Origin of the sequence: Acinetobacter pullicarnis (assembly GCF_006352475.1) — a bacterium.
In the GTDB taxonomy this organism is placed as follows: Bacteria; Pseudomonadota; Gammaproteobacteria; order Pseudomonadales; family Moraxellaceae; genus Acinetobacter; species Acinetobacter pullicarnis.
Window position 1 is genome coordinate 2,702,409 of sequence record NZ_VCMZ01000001.1, and the last position, 18,034, is coordinate 2,720,442.

Annotated in this window: 16 protein-coding genes; 10 read left to right on the plus strand and 6 right to left on the minus strand. The window is 43.1% G+C overall.

Annotation, left to right across the window (positions count from 1 at the left end):
• Positions 1-105: 105 nt before the first annotated feature.
• The 6 genes from modA to FD716_RS11935 all read right to left on the minus strand — a co-directional run bounded on the left by modA (position 106) and on the right by FD716_RS11935 (position 4,019).
• A complete protein-coding gene (modA, locus tag FD716_RS11910; RefSeq protein WP_139852541.1) occupies positions 106-849 on the minus strand; it encodes a molybdate ABC transporter substrate-binding protein in 744 nt (247 codons plus the stop codon).
• A gap of 68 nt (positions 850-917) precedes the next feature.
• Positions 918-1,490 carry a molybdopterin adenylyltransferase gene (mog, locus tag FD716_RS11915; RefSeq protein WP_125298107.1) on the minus strand — a complete coding sequence of 191 codons (573 nt, stop codon included), beginning with the start codon at positions 1,488-1,490 and terminating at the stop codon, positions 918-920.
• Positions 1,491-1,499: 9 nt separating this feature from the next.
• On the minus strand, positions 1,500-2,702 hold the full coding sequence (locus FD716_RS11920) for a molybdopterin molybdotransferase MoeA (RefSeq protein ID WP_139852542.1): 1,203 nt from the start codon (positions 2,700-2,702) through the stop codon (positions 1,500-1,502).
• Complete coding sequence (locus tag FD716_RS11925) at positions 2,699-3,301, minus strand: molybdenum cofactor guanylyltransferase (protein ID WP_171425412.1); 603 nt, start codon at positions 3,299-3,301, stop codon at positions 2,699-2,701. Before FD716_RS11925 ends, FD716_RS11920 begins: the two co-directional genes overlap by 4 nt.
• Entirely contained in the window at positions 3,298-3,765 is a 468-nt protein-coding gene (locus tag FD716_RS11930) for a molybdenum cofactor biosynthesis protein MoaE (protein ID WP_139852543.1), read from the minus strand. The genes FD716_RS11925 and FD716_RS11930 overlap by 4 nt, the downstream gene beginning before the upstream one ends.
• Before the next feature lie 2 nt (positions 3,766-3,767).
• A complete protein-coding gene (locus FD716_RS11935) occupies positions 3,768-4,019 on the minus strand; it encodes a MoaD/ThiS family protein (protein ID WP_139852544.1) in 252 nt (83 codons plus the stop codon).
• A 130-nt stretch (positions 4,020-4,149) separates the two neighbouring features.
• On the opposite strand from FD716_RS11935, the gene moaC reads away from it, so the two are divergent.
• The 10 genes from moaC (at position 4,150) to FD716_RS11985 (ending at position 18,008) form a co-directional block, all read left to right on the plus strand.
• Positions 4,150-4,623, plus strand: a complete 474-nt coding sequence (moaC, locus tag FD716_RS11940; RefSeq protein ID WP_125298099.1) for a cyclic pyranopterin monophosphate synthase MoaC — start codon at positions 4,150-4,152, stop codon at positions 4,621-4,623.
• An 84-nt stretch (positions 4,624-4,707) separates the two neighbouring features.
• On the plus strand, positions 4,708-6,570 hold the full coding sequence (locus FD716_RS11945) for a histidine kinase (protein WP_139852545.1): 1,863 nt from the start codon (positions 4,708-4,710) through the stop codon (positions 6,568-6,570).
• A 9-nt stretch (positions 6,571-6,579) separates the two neighbouring features.
• On the plus strand, positions 6,580-7,230 hold the full coding sequence (locus tag FD716_RS11950) for a response regulator (protein WP_139852546.1): 651 nt from the start codon (positions 6,580-6,582) through the stop codon (positions 7,228-7,230).
• Between the two features lie 294 nt (positions 7,231-7,524).
• On the plus strand, positions 7,525-8,766 hold the full coding sequence (locus tag FD716_RS11955; RefSeq protein ID WP_125298094.1) for an MFS transporter: 1,242 nt from the start codon (positions 7,525-7,527) through the stop codon (positions 8,764-8,766).
• Between the two features lie 10 nt (positions 8,767-8,776).
• Positions 8,777-10,159: a NarK family nitrate/nitrite MFS transporter gene (locus FD716_RS11960; RefSeq protein ID WP_139852547.1), complete on the plus strand. Its 1,383-nt coding sequence runs from the start codon at positions 8,777-8,779 to the stop codon at positions 10,157-10,159.
• Between the two features lie 403 nt (positions 10,160-10,562).
• Entirely contained in the window at positions 10,563-14,264 is a 3,702-nt protein-coding gene (locus FD716_RS11965; protein ID WP_139852548.1) for a nitrate reductase subunit alpha, read from the plus strand.
• A gap of 23 nt (positions 14,265-14,287) precedes the next feature.
• Positions 14,288-15,826: a nitrate reductase subunit beta gene (gene narH / locus FD716_RS11970; RefSeq protein ID WP_139852549.1), complete on the plus strand. Its 1,539-nt coding sequence runs from the start codon at positions 14,288-14,290 to the stop codon at positions 15,824-15,826.
• Between the two features lie 3 nt (positions 15,827-15,829).
• Entirely contained in the window at positions 15,830-16,495 is a 666-nt protein-coding gene (gene narJ, locus FD716_RS11975; RefSeq protein WP_125298087.1) for a nitrate reductase molybdenum cofactor assembly chaperone, read from the plus strand.
• Positions 16,492-17,175: a respiratory nitrate reductase subunit gamma gene (gene narI / locus FD716_RS11980; protein WP_125298085.1), complete on the plus strand. Its 684-nt coding sequence runs from the start codon at positions 16,492-16,494 to the stop codon at positions 17,173-17,175. The genes narJ and narI overlap by 4 nt, the downstream gene beginning before the upstream one ends.
• An 83-nt stretch (positions 17,176-17,258) precedes the next feature.
• Positions 17,259-18,008 (plus strand): HesA/MoeB/ThiF family protein, encoded by a 750-nt coding sequence (locus FD716_RS11985; protein ID WP_139852550.1) that lies wholly within the window; start codon positions 17,259-17,261, stop codon positions 18,006-18,008.
• Positions 18,009-18,034: the final 26 nt, after the last annotated feature.

The following is an 18,034-nucleotide window of genomic DNA, read 5'->3' on the forward strand; positions in this document are numbered from 1 at the left end:
ATCAAGCCACCCTATTGATTTGATCAGCCCTTAAAATAAATCATTTCTTTTAACCTCATTTAAAAACCATTTAAAAGTCATTTTAAAAGCCAAATCACAATTCATTTATAAAGCAAAACCATGCTGTTTGAGTACCTGTTGCGCTGCATTGCTTTTCACATACTGTATAAAGGCTTTAGCTTCAGCAGGCTGACTGCTTTTCGCTGCGGCTGCGATTGGATAACGAATCGGGGTGGTGCTCACAAGATTCATCACGACACGTACTTTGTTGGCCTGACTTTGTGCATCCGAAGCAAACACAAAACCTAATTCTGTTTCCCCACTGACCACATACGCCAATGCATGACGCACGTTCTGAGTTTTAATCAGTTTGGGTTGCAGTGGGATCCACAATTGTTTTTGTTCTAATACATCCTGCGCATATCGTCCCGCTGGGGTATAAGCCGGATTACCAATCGCAATATGCTTAATGTTTGCATGTTTTAGTTCATTTAAATCTTTGATCATGATTGGGTTACGTGTTGAAGTAATCAATACTAAGCGATTGGAGGTAAAATCTGTCCGTGTCGCATTTTGAATTAGAAAGAAATTTTGAGCATCATTCATGGTCTTCTGATCAGCAGAAGCAAACACATCAATTGGCGCACCATAGCGCAATTGCTGTAATAACGTGCCTGAAGAACCAAAAGTTAAATTGACTTTAACCGCTGGATGTTGTTTTTCAAATTGCGCTGCAATCACTTTAAACGCATCGCTCAGACTCGATGCTGCCGCAACGGTAATTTCAGCAGACCAGGCCAAAGATTGAACGCCCAGTAATGCCATCGCCAATACTATTTTTCTTTTCATTCAATTACTCTTTCTCATAGCGAATAACGTTTTTAAATTACCTTGCGGCTACAACTTCATATTTTCATTTATGCAAAGTTTTTAGGCCTAAACGTTTCTGAAATTTGATGATGGGTTTCAATATATGGCCCACCAATCGCATCAATACACAGCGGCACGGCGGCAAAAATACCATGTACCACCACGTTCCCAGCATGGTCTTTTACCCCAGCTAAGGTTTCTGCAATGGCCTTTGGACGCCCCGGTAAATTGAGAATCAAACAATTTCTTCGAATCACCCCCAATTGACGCGACAAAATCGCGGTTGGCACAAAGTGTAAGCTTACCTGACGCATTTGCTCGCCAAATCCGGGCATCACACGATCTGCAATATTTAATGTCGCATCTGGGGTGACATCGCGTGGATATGGCCCAGTACCGCCCGTGGTTAGAATCAAATCACAGCCCTGCTGATCAACAAGCTCAATGAGTTTTTGCTCAATTAAATCTTGTTCATCTGGAATCAAGACTTCGATACATTCGAATGGATTTTTTAATGCCGAGGTCAGCCATAATTTTAATGCCGGCAACCCTTGATCAACATAAACACCGTTATAGGCACGATCACTGACTGAAACCAGCCCAATTTTCACCTTTTCCATCGTTATCTCCTACACCAAAGGTAAATAGATTGCTTGAATAGATTGCCCTTGTTGTACTGTTGCTTGGGCGGGAACAATAATAAATGCATTGCTTAAAGCGCAGTTTGCCAGCATCGCACTGCCTTGATGAGCATGAATATCGGCATACAATTGACCATTTTCACTGCTGATTGTGCCGCGTAAAAATTGTTGGCGGCCTTGTTTGGCATGGAGTGTAAATCGAGCTTGTGCCTGTACCTGCTGAGGCAAGGCCTGATTGATGTTGATCCCTGCCAATTTATTTAATGCAGGTGCAACCAAAATATGAAAAGTCACCCAACTGGCCACCGGATTGCCCGGCAATAAAAAGATTTTAGCTTGCTGAATTTTGCCCCAAGCAAATGGTTTTCCGGGTTTAATGGCAAGCTTCCAATGTTGCATTTCACCCAATTGTGCTAAGCAAACTTTGGTCAAGTCTTTATCGCCGACAGAAGCGCCACCGGAAATGATCACCACATCACTTTCACTTGCCGCTACTTTGAGTTTTTCAGTAATAAATTCAACTTGATCTAATAAAATCCCGCCATCAATCACCGTATAATATTTTTGCTCTAGGCAGCTTAAAAGCATATACAAATTACTGTCATAGATTTGGTTTTCAGTTAATACTGCACCAATCGGTTGTAATTCATTTCCACTGGAAAAAACCGTAATTTTAATTTTTTTATAACAGCTTAAATGGGTCATCCCTTGGCTTGCAGCAACGCCAACCACAGCGGCATTGATGGCTTGATCGGCCTTATACAAAACATGGCCTTGGGCATATTCTTCTGCTTGAAAACGGATATGTTGTCTGGCTTTCACTGGCCCTGCATGGCAAATCTGATTGGCTTCAAGCTGGATGTCTTCTTGTGCGATCACCGCTTCGGTGCCCTGTGGAACGGCTGCACCCGTTAGAATTCTGACCGCCTGCCCGGGCTGTAATCGAATATGCTGAGTCGCCTCGCCTGCTGCGACATAATCGGTTAATTGCCATGTTTGTCGTGCTAAGCCACAGATGGCATAGCCATCCATGGCACTATTATCAAAGCGCGGTGCATCTGCTTGTGCAATAAGATCCTGCGATAAGATTCGGCCATGTGCTTGCTGCAAGGCCACATTTTCAGTTGTATTGATGGCAGTAATACCATCCATTAAATTTTTTAAAGCAAGCGCATACGACATTAAACTCATTTTGGCCTCGCTGGAGATGGCGTGTAGTGTTGGAGTGATGCCGCATCATTAATATTTGCAAATAATGTCTCATCAGAAAAATATACCGCTTTGGCTTCAACCTGAGCGAGCCACATCCGAATACTGTGTTTTTGATTCTGTTTTAAAAAATCCTGCAACTGCGCCAAAGCAGAGCGTCTAAACTGAAAAATGACCGGATGCTGCTGCGATGCAGTAGCGGCATAAACAGCCGCATCTTGGCAATCGATCAATTGTTGATATAGTTTTTCAAGCACACTTCGATTTAAAAAGGGAGAATCACAAGGAACAACCTGAATAAAATCGATGGTGTCTGGAAATTTAACAACACTACTGCATACCCCAGCCAGTGGACCACACCCAATCCATGGATCAATATCGGTAAAGACATCAACCCCGAATTTTTGATAGCAAGCTAAATCTTGATTGGCGCTAATCGCTACATATTGGCAGTTGTGCTGCAGCAATTGCAGTGCCGGATCAATCAACTTTTGTTCACCGAATTGCAGCAAGCCTTTATTTTGATAGCCCATGCGCCGACCTTCGCCACCAGCCAAGATTAATCCACCGAAACGATTCACCTTGCTGCACACCATGTTTGGAATTTTGCTTGATCGCTTACTTTGGCTTCAACCCATTTTTCTTCAAGATTTTCAAAGCATTCCTTTTTCCAAAACGGTGCAGAAACCTTTAGATAATCCATAATAAATTCATTGGCAGCATAGGCATCCACCCGGCTTTTTGCTTGGGTCATCACCCAGACAATGGCTTCACCGACATTCACTTTTTCCACGCGATGTACCACAATCACATTGCTAACCGACCACTGCTGCAACGCAATATCAATAATTTTAGTAATTTGCTTTTCAGTCACGACAGGATAGTGATCAATGAATAAATGTGAAATAGGATCACAATAATCATCACGACGGACATACCCCGTAAAGCTGAGTTGTGCACCAAAATCATCAGTGAATCCATCTGCTTCAAGCATACATGCTGCAATATCGATTGCTTCAGATTGAATTTTGACAATGACCGTCATGCTTAGCCTCCTGTAACAGGCGGTAAAATAGCCACTTCTGCACCATCTGGAATCATGGTGACTTGATGACAAATTTCATTTTGAACAACAATTTTATAAATTTTATTTTCAGCTAATGCGTTATTCCAACGATCATTGCGACTTCTTAATAAGCGCACCAGTGTTACCGTATCGCCACCTTCTGACCATGGCAGCGTTTCAATCCGAGTTCCCAATTCTGCCGCCATTGCGCCAAAATATTTGACATAAATCATTGTGCCATACTCTAACAAATTAGCTGAATTATCATCTTAGTAAATTCTATAATCGCATGGCAATAGTTACTCCGACCTATATTAAGCTTAGTCTTTGGTGTAGTAAAATTTAGAAAAATGAGGAGCTAAAATGAAAAATCTCACACATTTTGACGCAGATGGTCAAGCACACATGGTCAATGTTGGAGACAAACATCCAAGTCAACGGATTGCCATCGCCCAAGGTAAAATTTTCCTTTCATCTCAAGCATTTGAATGTATAAAAATGGGTACAGCCCACAAGGGAGATGTACTAGGGATCGCTCGAATTGCAGCGATTCAAGCCAGCAAACAGACCGCCAACCTGATTCCTTTATGCCATCCATTGGCACTGACACATGTTGCGGTGGCTTTTGAACTGCTTGAACAACAATATGCGGTACTGATTCGGGTCACCACCGAGACCACAGGTCCAACTGGTGTGGAAATGGAAGCACTTTGTGCCGTAAATGTCGGGCTCATGACGATTTACGATATGCTTAAAGCCGTCGATAAAATGATGACCATCTCCGATATTCAACTCATTCATAAACAAGGGGGACGCAGCGGTGAGTGGAATCGTTAAGCGCTGAACAACCATGATGAAAGTGGTCTATTGTGAAAATCGCAACTCAACGCATAACAGCAAAAATATTGAAAAAGAAAGCTTATGACTTTATTAAATAATCTCCCACGCAAACTTATTTTTGCGATTGTTATTTGGCTTATCGGTGCTGTATTTTTCGTCGGCCTCACCCTAAATATCAGTTGGCGGCTAGAAGATCGTGGTGTTGCAATTAATACAGCTGGTAGTTTGCGCAAACAAACCTATTATATCCTGCTGCTCTTACAAACCGATCAAACTGAAAAATTGACAGCAGAGCTCAATCATTTTGAAAATAAACTCCAAGGCTTAAGCAACTTAAAAACCGCAACCCTCTACTGGCAACACAATAATCATAATGTATTGGCATTAAATCAAGTGAATCAGAGCTTCGTACAATTTAAAAAAAATATTGATGCTGCCGAGAAAAATAATACTTTCGATGCGCAACTTTTAGCATCGACCGATTTATTTGTGAAAGAATTGGATGCGCTGGTCAAAAGCATTGAACTAGAAAACACCTTTAATATTCATATCATGCGTATCGCGCAAATCATGCTCATGTTGATGGCATTACTTTCAGCAATACTCTCTTTACTGCTGTTAAATAAATTAGTTATTAAACCACTTTCGACCATTAATCTTGGATTACAAAAAATTACTGAAGGAGATTTAACCACTCGATTAAATATAGACACCAATGATGAGTTTCATTTGGTCTCTGAAGGCTTTAATCAAATGGCATTACATTTAGAAAATTTATATCAAAACTTAGAAGAATTAGTCAAAAAGAAAACCATCGATTTAGAAACCAATAATCAGGAGCTTTCGACTTTATATGAAATCACTTCTTTTTTGCATAAAGAGCCAATTAACCCTGACACTGTACATACATTTTTAGAAACGATCTTACAGTTAAGCAAAGCCAGTGGTGCAAGTATTCGATTACTGAATCAGCAAGGTCAACAGATGGATATTTCAGCAAATATTAATTTACCAGATGCGCTTTTGCAAAATAAAAGCTGTTTGGACGTGAATGGATGCTTCTGCGGACAGAGTATACATAAATCGAATGCTGTATTTTTTCCACTCGAAAAAATATCCCCAGATTTACATTGTCATAAATATAATATTGATCACTTATCGGTCTATAAGATTCAACTGCGTGAGCAAACGTTGGGATTATTAACCCTCTATTTTGAAGATAAAAACACCATCAACACAGAGCTACGCCTGATCCATTTATTATGTACCCAACTTGCAATTGCACTCAAAAACAACCGACTCATTTTAAAAGATAAGCAATATGCGGTTTTAGAAGAGCGAAATATTATGGCGCAAGGTCTGCATGACAGCATTGCCCAATCACTTTCATTTCTAAATTTACAATTGCAAATGCTGGAGCAATCCATCCATAAGGATCTAAAAGAAAATATTCATCAGCATTTGGATTTTCTAAAACAAGGCGTACAGCAGTGCTACGATGATGTCCGAGAATTACTCAATAATTTTCGATTTAAACTAAATTTAGAGTCCTTTCAGGACCTTTTACAATCGGTGATTGATCGTTTTAAGGCGCAAACCAATACACAAGTCAACCTTAACTTTATTTCAACAGGTACGGATTTAAGCCCACAACAGCAATTACAGCTTATTTTTATTGCCCAAGAAGCACTCTCTAATATTCGAAAGCATGCAAATGCAACTGTCGTCGATATTGATTTTAAGAATATTCAGGATATTACCTTATCTGTTCAAGATAATGGGATTGGCTTTGACCCAGTGCAAACTGGAGAAAAAAGTGGGCATCATATTGGTTTATCCATCATGCAGGAACGTATTACTCAAGTGAATGGGATGCTTTTGATTAGCTCTTCATTACAGCAAGGTACAACCATTTCGGCGACCATCAAACAGCAACAACGCTAAAGGAATATTATGTCCACGATCAATATTTTATTAATTGATGATCACACTTTATTTAGAACAGGACTGCGCTTTTTACTCAGTCAAATCGAAAATTTTAATGTGATTGGCGAAGCGACAGATGGCTTAATGGGCATTAAATTGGCCGAACAACTTCGCCCAGATGTGGTGCTGCTCGATCTTGATATGCCAACCATGAGTGGCCGTGAGGCCTTGCCACAGCTCTTAATCAGCCAGCCCAATCTTGCCATTTTAATTTTAACGGTGTCCGAAAGCTCCGATGACTTGATGGAATGTATGCGTCTCGGTGCCCGTGGCTTTTTATTAAAAAATATTGATGCTGACTTTCTGGTCTCTAGCATTTACAAAGCCATTGATGGCGATAGCGTCCTCTCACCAGAAATGACCAGTAAACTGATTTCACAGTTACGCAGTCCCACGCAACCCGCTGACGACCTTGGCCTGTCAACCCTGACCCAACGTGAAAAAGAGACCTTACAGTTCCTCGCAAAAGGCGCAAGCAATAAAGGCATCGCCCGGGCGATGAATATTGCTGAATCAACCGTCAAAGTCCATGTACAAAATATTTTAAGAAAACTCGAATTACACAGCCGTGTTCAAGCGGCGATTTTTGCAGTTGAACATGAGATAGACAAAGATTAGGGTCTGCTGCGCCCCTCACATGTTCATTTAAGTTTTACCTCGTAACTTAAGTTTTTACCAGATGACTTAAGTTTTATCAGATGATTCAAGTTTAAGCACGGCTTTCAATCTCATCTCGATATCCAACGCTAAGAATATGATTGATTAGCATATTCCCCCAAGTACTCAGTCAAAGTAAGTAGTCCCTCCTTAGCCAAACACCTTATGCATGTTGCTCCTATGCCTAATTTTTTTTCAGGCCACATCCCCGTAGGCTGATGAGATGTGGTCTGACAAATCGTCAGTGGAGCAAAAATGAAATCTCAACGCTTTAAAGCGAACAGTATCTTGGCCTCCAGTACTTTATCTTTCACCGTCTGCTTTATGATCTGGATGGTGTTTGCCGTATTGGGAATCCCCATTAAAGCGCAGCTTGGTTTAAGCCAAACTCAATTTGGGGTTTTAACGGCAATGCCAGTACTCTCTGGCTCATTAATTCGTGTGCCACTGGGTATTTTGACCGACCGTTATGGTGGTCGTATTGTATTTTTTATCCTGATGATTGCCTGTATACCTGCGGTTTTCCTGTTGCAGTACGCGACACAGTACTGGCATTTTTTAGCGCTAGGCTTATGGATGGGCTTGATTGGTGGATCTTTTTCTGTCGGCACGCCCTATGTTGCCAAATGGTTTGACCAGCACCGTCAAGGACTGGCCATGGGTATTTTTGGTGCCGGAAATGCGGGCACCGCCGTCAATAAGTTTATTGCACCTACCCTCATCGTGGCCTTTGGTTGGACATTCGTCCCAACGGTCTATTCAGCGGTTTTACTGGTGACTGCGCTGATCTTTTGGTTCACCACCTATGCTGATCCCAAACATTTGACTGCGAAAAAGGTCAAGCTTTCCGATCAACTTCGCTTGATCAAGCAACCTGCGGTACTGCGCTATTGCCAATACTATTCAATTGTTTTTGGCGGTTATGTCGGACTGTCCTTATGGATGGTGAGTTATTACGTACAAGAATATCACTTCAATTTAACCCAAGCCGCCTTCCTGGCTGCCTGCTTTTCTTTACCTGGTGGGATTTTACGTGCACTCGGTGGTTGGCTCTCAGACAAATATGGTGCCTATAAAGTCACTTGGGCCGTGATGTGGGTCTGTTGGGTGGCTTTTTTCATCTTGTCTTATCCGCAAACCCAGATGCAAATCCAAACCGTAGATGGCGTGATGCAGTTCAACATTGGGCTAAATGTCGTTATGTTCACCGCAGTGCTCTTTGTGGTCGGCATCGCAATGGCGATTGGTAAAGCCTCGGTTTTCAAATTTATTGCAGATGACTTTCCTGAAGACATGGGTACCGTCTCTGGCATCGTGGGTTTGGCGGGCGGTTTAGGCGGTTTTATGCTCCCAATTTTATTTGGCCTTTTGGTCGATTTTACCGGCATCCGTTCGAGCTCCTTCATGCTGTTGTACGGATGTGTCTGTATCAGTCTCATTTGGATGCATTTCTCATTTAAACCCCTTCAAAAGAAAGAACTCTTGAAACAAAACTAAAGGTCTCGTTATGAGTAAAAACTTATCGGTTTGGCAGCCAGAAAATCAAGACTTCTGGAATAAAACGGGACGAACGATTGCACGACGTAATCTGTGGATTTCTGTTCCTGCCCTGTTACTCGCATTTGCGATTTGGCAAGTGTGGAGTGTCGCTGTGGTTCAGCTTCCAAGTATTGGTTTTAGCTATTCAAAAAACCAATTGTTTTGGCTCGCTGCCCTCCCTGCACTTTCGGGCGCAACCCTGCGTATTTTCTATTCTTTTGTGGTGCCAATTTTTGGTGGTCGACGTTGGACCGCGATATCCACAGCCAGCTTATTGATTCCAGCGATTGGTTTGGGCTTTGCGGTACAAGATCCCAATACCAGTTATAGCGTGATGGTGATCTTGGCATTGTTATGTGGTTTTGGGGGAGCAAACTTTAGCTCGTCTATGTCGAATATCAGCTTCTTTTTTCCAAAGTCGGAGAAAGGTAAAGCCATGGGCATTAATGCAGGACTCGGCAATCTTGGGGTATCTGTGGTTCAGTTTGTCGTCCCGATTGTGATTACCTTCGCGCTGTTTGGTGCGATCGCTGGCGATGCACAAACCGTCACCCTTGCAGACGGCTCAACCCAACAGATCTGGCTACAAAATGCAGGTTTTGTCTGGGTGCCCTTCATTGTGTTATCTACAGTCTTGGCTTGGTTTGGCATGAATGATATCGATTCGGCCAAAGCATCCTTTAAAGACCAAATGGTGATTTTTAAACGCAAACACAATTGGATAATGTGCTGGCTGTATGTTGGTACTTTCGGATCATTTATTGGTTTCTCAGCAGGCTTTGCGCTCTTAACCAAACAAGAATTCCCTGACGTTAATCCGATCCAATATGCCTTTTTAGGGCCTTTGGTCGGTGCCTTAATGCGGGTGATTGGCGGTTGGCTCTCGGATAAATTTGCGGCCGCTAAAGTGACCCAAGTCAGCTTTGTGGTGATGATTATTGCGGTTTACGGCGTGATGCAGTTTTTACCCCAAAATGGTGTGGGGGGTTCTTTCTGGGGATTCTTTGCTTGCTTCATGTTGCTCTTTGCCTTCACGGGGATTGGCAACGGCTCTACTTTTGCCCAAGCACCACGAATTTTTGCGATTACTCATCAGCGTCAAGCAAAAAAAACCGGTGGTAATTTAATTGCTGCTGAAACAGAAGCTGCCAAAGAATCCGCTGCTGTGGTTGGCTTCATGGGTGCACTGGGTGCCTATGGTGGTTTCTTTATTCCCAAAAGCTTTGGTAGCTCGATTGATATGACCGGCAGCCCACACATGGCGTTGATCATATTTATTGTTTTCTATGCAAGCTGCATCATCATCAACTGGTGGTATTACGCACGTAAAAATGCGGAAGTGAAATGTTGATTTAGCCAATCCATATCCGTGCCTCTACAAAATGCGCCACCACGTAAAAATGGGAGGCGCATTGTGTATTTAATCACTGAATAAACTGTGAAAACATCCCGCCATAACACATAGATCTTGCGACATACACCAGTTAAATCGCGATGTATTACCCATGTATTTTCCGCGTTCTATGAACACTTGGGATGAATTGTTCTGGACAGCCATCCCCCTATTCAAGCGGACATTCCCCTCACATGCGCCCGATCAGCTTTGTTTATTTCTGAAGGGAGTAATCGGCTCTAAGCCAAAGTGCTTAGTTTTTCATTCTCCCACCGCTACCTCTGACGAATAGTTACTCAGCCGCCACTTTTTTAAAATCAGCTGATAGCCATTAAGCCTGTCGTATTGGGCGGAGAATTAAATGAGTCACATTTTAGATCGCTTAAATTTTTTAAGTCATACGCAAGAAACGTTTTCAGACGATCATGGAATGGTAAGCAATGAAAGTCGTGACTGGGAAGATGCCTACCGTAACCGCTGGAGCCATGACAAAGTTGTGCGCTCAACCCATGGCGTGAACTGTACTGGGTCATGTAGTTGGCGCGTGTTTGTTAAAAATGGATTAATCACATGGGAATTACAACAAACCGATTATCCGCGCACACGTCCTGATCTCCCCAATCATGAACCGCGTGGCTGCCCACGCGGTGCATCGTATAGTTGGTATGTCTATTCGGCACAGCGGGTTAAATACCCCATGATTCGTGGTCATCTGGCAAAAATTTGGCGTAAATTACGCTTAACCCAAGATCCAATTTCGGCTTGGAATACCATTATTAATGACCCTGAATTATCAAAATCATATAAATCTAAACGCGGTCTAGGTGGCTTTGTCCGCAGTCATTGGGATGAATCCAATGAACTGATTGCCGCAGCCAATGCGCATACCATCAAAAATTTTGGCCCTGACCGGGTTTTTGGGTTCTCTCCGATTCCTGCAATGTCGATGGTCAGCTATGCGGCAGGTTCACGTTATCTCAGTTTAATTGGTGGCGTCCCGCTTTCATTTTATGATTGGTACTGCGATTTACCGCCATCTAGTCCACAAGTTTGGGGCGAACAAACCGATGTTGCGGAGTCCGCAGACTGGTATAACTCAACCTTCTTGATGGTCTGGGGATCAAACGTCCCAATGACCCGTACTCCCGATGCGCATTTTTATACTGAAGTTCGCTATAAAGGAACCAAAACCGTTGCTGTTTCTTCTGACTATGGCGAAATGGTCAAGTTCAGTGATATGTGGCTGGCACCGAAACAAGGCACCGATGCTGCACTTGCGATGGCGATGGGTCATGTAATTTTAAAAGAATTTCACCTTCAAAACCCATCGGCTTATTTCACTGATTATTGTCGTCGCTTAACCGACATGCCAGTACTGGTCACTTTTAATAAACACGATGGCCATTACACACCGAGCTATTATCTACGCGCCAGTCAGCTCAGTGCTAATTTTGATGAACACAATAATCCCGAGTGGAAAACCTTGGTGATTGATGAAAATTCTGGAGACCTTGCAGTCCCTAAAGGCTCGATTGGTTTCCGTTGGGGTGAAAAAGGGCAATGGAATCTAAAAGCTGAAAATAGTGCCAATCAGGATATTCAGGCACAACTCAGTTTAATGGATAGCCATGATGAAATTTTAGATGTGGCCTTCGATTATTTTGCGGGTGCTGATGCAACCGATATTATTGTGCGCAAAGTCCCTGTGAAAAAAATCCAACTGGGCAATGGCGAAATTTGTTATGTGGCCACCGTCTATGACTTATCTATTGCCAACTATGGGATTGACCGTGGTTTAGACGATGAAAATGTCGCATCCCGTTACGATCAAGACATTCCCTATACCCCAAAATGGCAAGAAAAACATACGGGGGTTGCTGCTGAGAAAGTGATTCAAGTCGCACGTGAATTTGCACAAAATGCGCATGACTCAAAAGGCAAATCGATGGTGATTGTTGGTGCTGGTCTAAACCACTGGTATCACATGGATATGTCCTATCGTGGCATTATTAATATGTTGATGATGTGTGGCTGTGTCGGTCAATCAGGGGGTGGCTGGTGTCACTATGTTGGACAAGAAAAGTTGCGTCCACAAACGGGTTGGGCCCCGCTTGCATTTGGTCTCGATTGGCAACGTCCAGCACGTCAAATGAACGGTACATCGTTCTTCTATGCGCATACCAGTCAATGGCGTCATGAAAAACTGGGAATGGACGAGATCCTATCGCCATCTCAAGGTCATGAAATGACCAATATGTCGATGATTGATTACAACGTTAAATCAGAACGTTTGGGTTGGCTGCCATCTGCACCACAGCTTTCATCAAATCCGCTGAATATTACCCGTGATGCACATGCACAAGGGCTCAATCCAGTGGACTATACCGTGACAGGTCTCAAAGATGGCTCGATTGATATGGCATGTAATGATCCAGACAATCCAGCCAACTTCCCAAGAAATCTATTTGTGTGGCGTTCCAACATTTTAGGTTCTTCGGGTAAAGGTCATGAGTATTTTCTGAAATATTTACTCGGCACCCAAAATGCAGTGATGAGTGATGAAGCCGATTGTATTCAACCCAAAGAAATTAAAATTCGCCCTGCTGCAGAAGGCAAACTGGATTTGCTGACCGTATTAGATTTTCGGATGTCGACCACCTGTCTTTATGCCGATGTGGTCCTTCCAACCGCAACATGGTATGAAAAAGATGATTTGAATACCTCCGATATGCATCCCTTTATTCATCCACTGAGCGAAGCAGTGCAACCGCTTTGGGAAAGTAAAACCGATTGGGAAATCTATAAGGGCCTTGCGAAAAAGTTCTCTGAATTGTCGAAAGATTATTTAGGCGTACAACAAGATTTGGTACTTACCCCATTAATGCATGACACCCCACAAGAACTCGGACAAGCATTCAATGCATTGGACTGGAAAAAAGGTGAATGTGAGCCAATTCCAGGTAAAACCATGCCTGCTATGACTGTGGTTGAGCGTGACTATGCGGCCATTTATGAAAAATTCACCTCAATTGGCCCATTACTGGAAACACTCGGCAACGGGGGTAAAGGGATCAACTGGAATACCGATCACGAAGTCGAAATTTTACGTAAATTAAATAAAGTCAAAACAGCAGGCGTGGCAAAGGGTCAACCCATGTTGAATACCGCAATTGATGCTGCGGAAATGATTTTAACTTTAGCCCCAGAAACCAATGGTCATGTCGCGGTAAAAGCTTGGGATGCACTGTCGCAAAATACCGGAATTGATCATACCTATCTGGCAAAACCACGTGAGCACGATTCAATTCGCTTTAGAGATGTACAAGCCCAGCCGAGAAAAATTATTTCCTCACCGACTTGGTCTGGTCTAGAAAGTGAAGAGGTCAGCTATAACGCAGGCTACACCAACGTACATGAACTGATTCCTTGGAGAACGCTCACTGGTCGTCAGCAGTTCTATCAAGATCACCAATGGATGCGTGCTTTTGGTGAAGGACTCTGTGTCTACAAACCCGCAGTCGATTTAAAAACCACTGCCAAAATGCTCGGTCACTATCCAAATGGTGAAAAAGAATTGGTGCTGAACTTTGTAACACCACACCAAAAATGGGGTATTCACAGTACCTATTCCGACAACATTCGTATGCTGACCTTATCGCGTGGTGGACCCCACGTTTGGGTCTCTGAAACCGATGCACAAAAAATTGGTTTAGTGGATAACGATTGGGTCGAAGTGTTTAACCAAAACGGCACCATCACGGCGCGTGTGGTGGTCAGTCAACGTGTGCCTGAAACCATGATCATGATGTATCACGCACAAGAAAAAATCATCAACGTCCCGGGCTCTGAAGTTTCAGGATTCCGTGGCGGTATTCATAACTCTGTGACGAAAACGGTTTTAAAACCAACCCACATGATCGGGGGTTATGCACAGCTATCGTGGGGCTTTAACTACTACGGCACCGTGGGTACCAACCGTGATGAGTTTGTTGTGGTTCGTAAAATGACGAAAGTTGACTGGCTAGATACACCTGTTGGTCAGAATGCCAAAGATCAAGCCTAGCAGCCAACAGAAGGAATAGCGTGATGAAAATAAGAGCCCAAATTGGCATGGTCCTCAACCTCGATAAATGTATCGGTTGTCATACCTGCTCAATTACCTGTAAAAATGTCTGGACCAGCCGTGATGGTGTGGAATACGCATGGTTTAATAATGTCGAAACCAAACCTGGTGTTGGCTTTCCGAAACAATGGCAAAACCAGGAAATTCACAAAGGCGGTTGGATTCGTAAAAATAATGGCAAATTACAGTTAAAACAAGGGAGCAAGTTAAAAATCCTGTCCAATATCTTCGCCAACCCGAACATGCCAAGTATTGATCAGTATTACGAGCCATTTACCTACGACTATGCGCATCTACAAAATGCGCCAGAAATGTACACCCCACCAACTGCCCGTCCAATCTCTGTGCTTACGGGTAAGAAAATGGACAAAATTAACTGGGGTCCAAACTGGGAAGACGACTTAGGCGGTGAATTTAAAGAACGAGCCAAAGATACGTTATTTGATGGGATTCAAAAGGAAATGTATTCTACTTTTGAAAACACCTTCATGATGTATCTGCCACGCTTATGTGAGCATTGCCTCAATCCTGCCTGTATTGCCTCTTGTCCATCTGGTTCCATCTATAAGCGTGAAGAAGATGGAATTGTACTGATTGACCAAGACAAATGTCGGGGTTGGCGCATGTGTGTTTCAGGCTGCCCCTATAAGAAAATCTATTACAACTGGACCTCAGGCAAAGCAGAAAAATGTACGTTCTGTTATCCACGGATCGAAGCTGGTGAACCGACCCTGTGTTCAGAAAGCTGTGTCGGCCGTATCCGTTATCTGGGCGTATTACTTTATGATGCCGATAAAATTGAACAGTCTGCTGCAATCGAAGATGAAAAAGCGCTCTATCAAGCGCAACTGGATATTTTCCTTGACCCCAATGATCCTGCTGTTCAGGCCGAAGCATTAAAACAAGGTATTCCACAAGAATGGATTGATTCGGCAAAAAACTCGCCGGTTTATCGCATGGCGGTGGAATGGAAAGTTGCTTTCCCATTGCACCCTGAGTTTAGAACCTTGCCGATGGTGTGGTATATCCCACCGTTATCTCCGATTCAATCTGCGGTTGAAAGTGGTCTGATTGGTAAACACGGCTTAATTCCAGAGGTCAAAGATTTACGTATTCCAGTTCAATATCTTGCCAACTTACTCACAGCAGGCAATGAAACACCGATTGTAAATGCTTTAGAGACCATGTTGACCATGCGCCGATATATGCGCCAAAAACATGTCCCACAAGACAACACGAGTTTTAGTGAAGTCCTGGAGAAGACCCATTTAACCGGTGCGCAAATTGAAGAAATGTATCAAATCATGGCCATCGCCAATTATGAAGATCGTTTCGTCATTCCAACTGCACATAAAGAATATGCAGAAGACACCTTTAATGAAAAAGGTTCGTGTGGCTTTACATTTGGCAATGGCTGTTCAGAGGGTACTTCAGAAGCCAGTTTATTTGGTCAAAAGAAAGCATCACCAACGATTTTCTTTAGCACGAAAAAAAAGGGGTAGATCATGAATAAATTTAAATTACTTTCAGTTCTGCTCGCTTATCCAAGTGCTGAACTTCAACAAGCGGTTGCTGAAGATTTTGTGCCTTTGCTGAAAGATCTGCCGGAATGGGAAAGCAAACTGAGCCCATTAATGCAATATCTAAGCAACACTGATTTGATCGATATTCAAGAATATTATGTGCATACCTTTGACCGCACCCCGACCCACTCCCTACATTTGTTTGAACATTTGCATGGCGAAAATCGTGATCGTGGTGATGCCATGTTGAATCTGCTGCATGAATATCAAAAGTCAGGCTTTGAACCCACAGGCTTTGAGCTGCCTGATTATCTGCCTTTGTTTTTAGAGTTTCTCTCGATGCAAAGCGAACAGCATGCAGCCGAACTGTTGGGTGAGGCGGTGCATGTCATTGGTTATATCAGTCAGAAACTAGCAGCCAATCAATCAAATTACGCGCCCGTTTTCGAGTTAATTGTGAGTTTATCGCCTATCGCCCCCAAAGAACTGAGCGTATCTCCAGTCAAAGATATGGATGAAGCACTCGAACTTTTTGGACCCAATGCACAAGGCGTAGAACCCCTGTTAACGCCTAAGCATCAGGATGTTCAAATCGTAAACATTGCTCCTCGCCGCATGATGTCTAATTCTTCAGGAGTAAAATCATGAGCAACTTGCATCAATTTATCTTTGGTATTTATCCCTATATTGCCCTCAGTATCTTCTTCCTCGGTAGCTTGATGCGTTTTGAACGGGAGCAATACAGTTGGAAAAGTGAATCGAGTCAATTGCTATATAGAGGTCAGCTCCGACTTGGCAACATTTTATTTCATATCGGGATTTTAGGTCTATTTTTCGGCCACTTGGTGGGTTTACTCACCCCAGTTATCGTTTGGGACAGCCTCGGCATTTCGCATGGGACTAAACAAGTCTTCGCTATGGCTGCTGGCGGTGTAATGGGAACAATCTGCTTGATTGGTCTGATTATTTTATTGGTTCGTCGTTTTAGTAATGACCGCCTTAATGCCAACACAACTTGGCGTGATAAATTGGTCCTCATCTGGATTCTCATTACCTTACTGCTTGGTCTCTCTACGATTTTCGTCTCAGCACAGCACACCGATGGTGCGGAAATGGTCAGATTAATGACTTGGGCGCAGTATATTGTGACTTTCAATGGTGAAGCTGCAGCACAAATTGCCAATGTATCCACTGTCTTTAAACTTCATATGTTCATGGGCATGACCTTGTTTGTCATTTTTCCATTTACTCGATTGGTACATATCTGGAGTGGATTTGGAACAGTCACCTTCTTAAAACGCCGCCCACAAATCGTACGTCGCCGTTAAGTTTCAATCCGGTTTCACCATATCCTCACTGCCCGATCAGTATCAACTTTTGATCGGGCAGCGTTCATCTCAAAGGATCAAGCATGAATGAATCACAGCTCTTGCGCTATTCTCGTCATCTTTTACTAAATGAATTTGAATATGATTTTCAGGAGAAGCTCAATCAAGCAACCGCCTTAGTGATTGGTTGCGGTGGTTTAGCCAATGCCTGTCTCCCCATTCTTGCCGGTGCGGGTGTCGGTCATCTGGTGCTGTGTGATGATGATCTGATTGAGCTCAGTAATTTGCCACGGCAGCTAGGTTTTAGTGAAGCTGATATTGGCCAAGCGAAAGTATTTTCCTTAGAAAAATACTTAACTGCGCGGAATACAACCATCCAAATAACCGCATTCAAACAACAGGCGGATGCTGACTTTCTGGTTAAACAGATTCAGCACTGTGATGTCATCATCGACTGTACCGACAATGCTAAAACCAGACAGTTGATCAATCAAACCGCTGTTCACAGCAAAACCCCTCTGGTCAGCGCATCAGTGATTCAGTTTAGCGGACAAGTCATGGTCTTCGATCCACGACTCGATCACTCCCCTTGCTATGCCTGTATTTATCCTAACGTAATCAGTGAAGATACAAGCTGCACACAAAATGGCGTCTTTTCACCCTTGGTGCATCTGATTGGAGCAGCACAAGCCGCTGAAACCATAAAAGTTTTAACCGGCCTAGGAGACAGTAGTGTTGGCAAAGTCACGCAATTTGAAGGCCTCAACTTTGAGACCTATCCTCTGCAACTGACCAAAAATCCAGCCTGTCCCGTCTGTGGCAATCAGCGTTAAACTACGCCTGCACTTGACTTAAAACG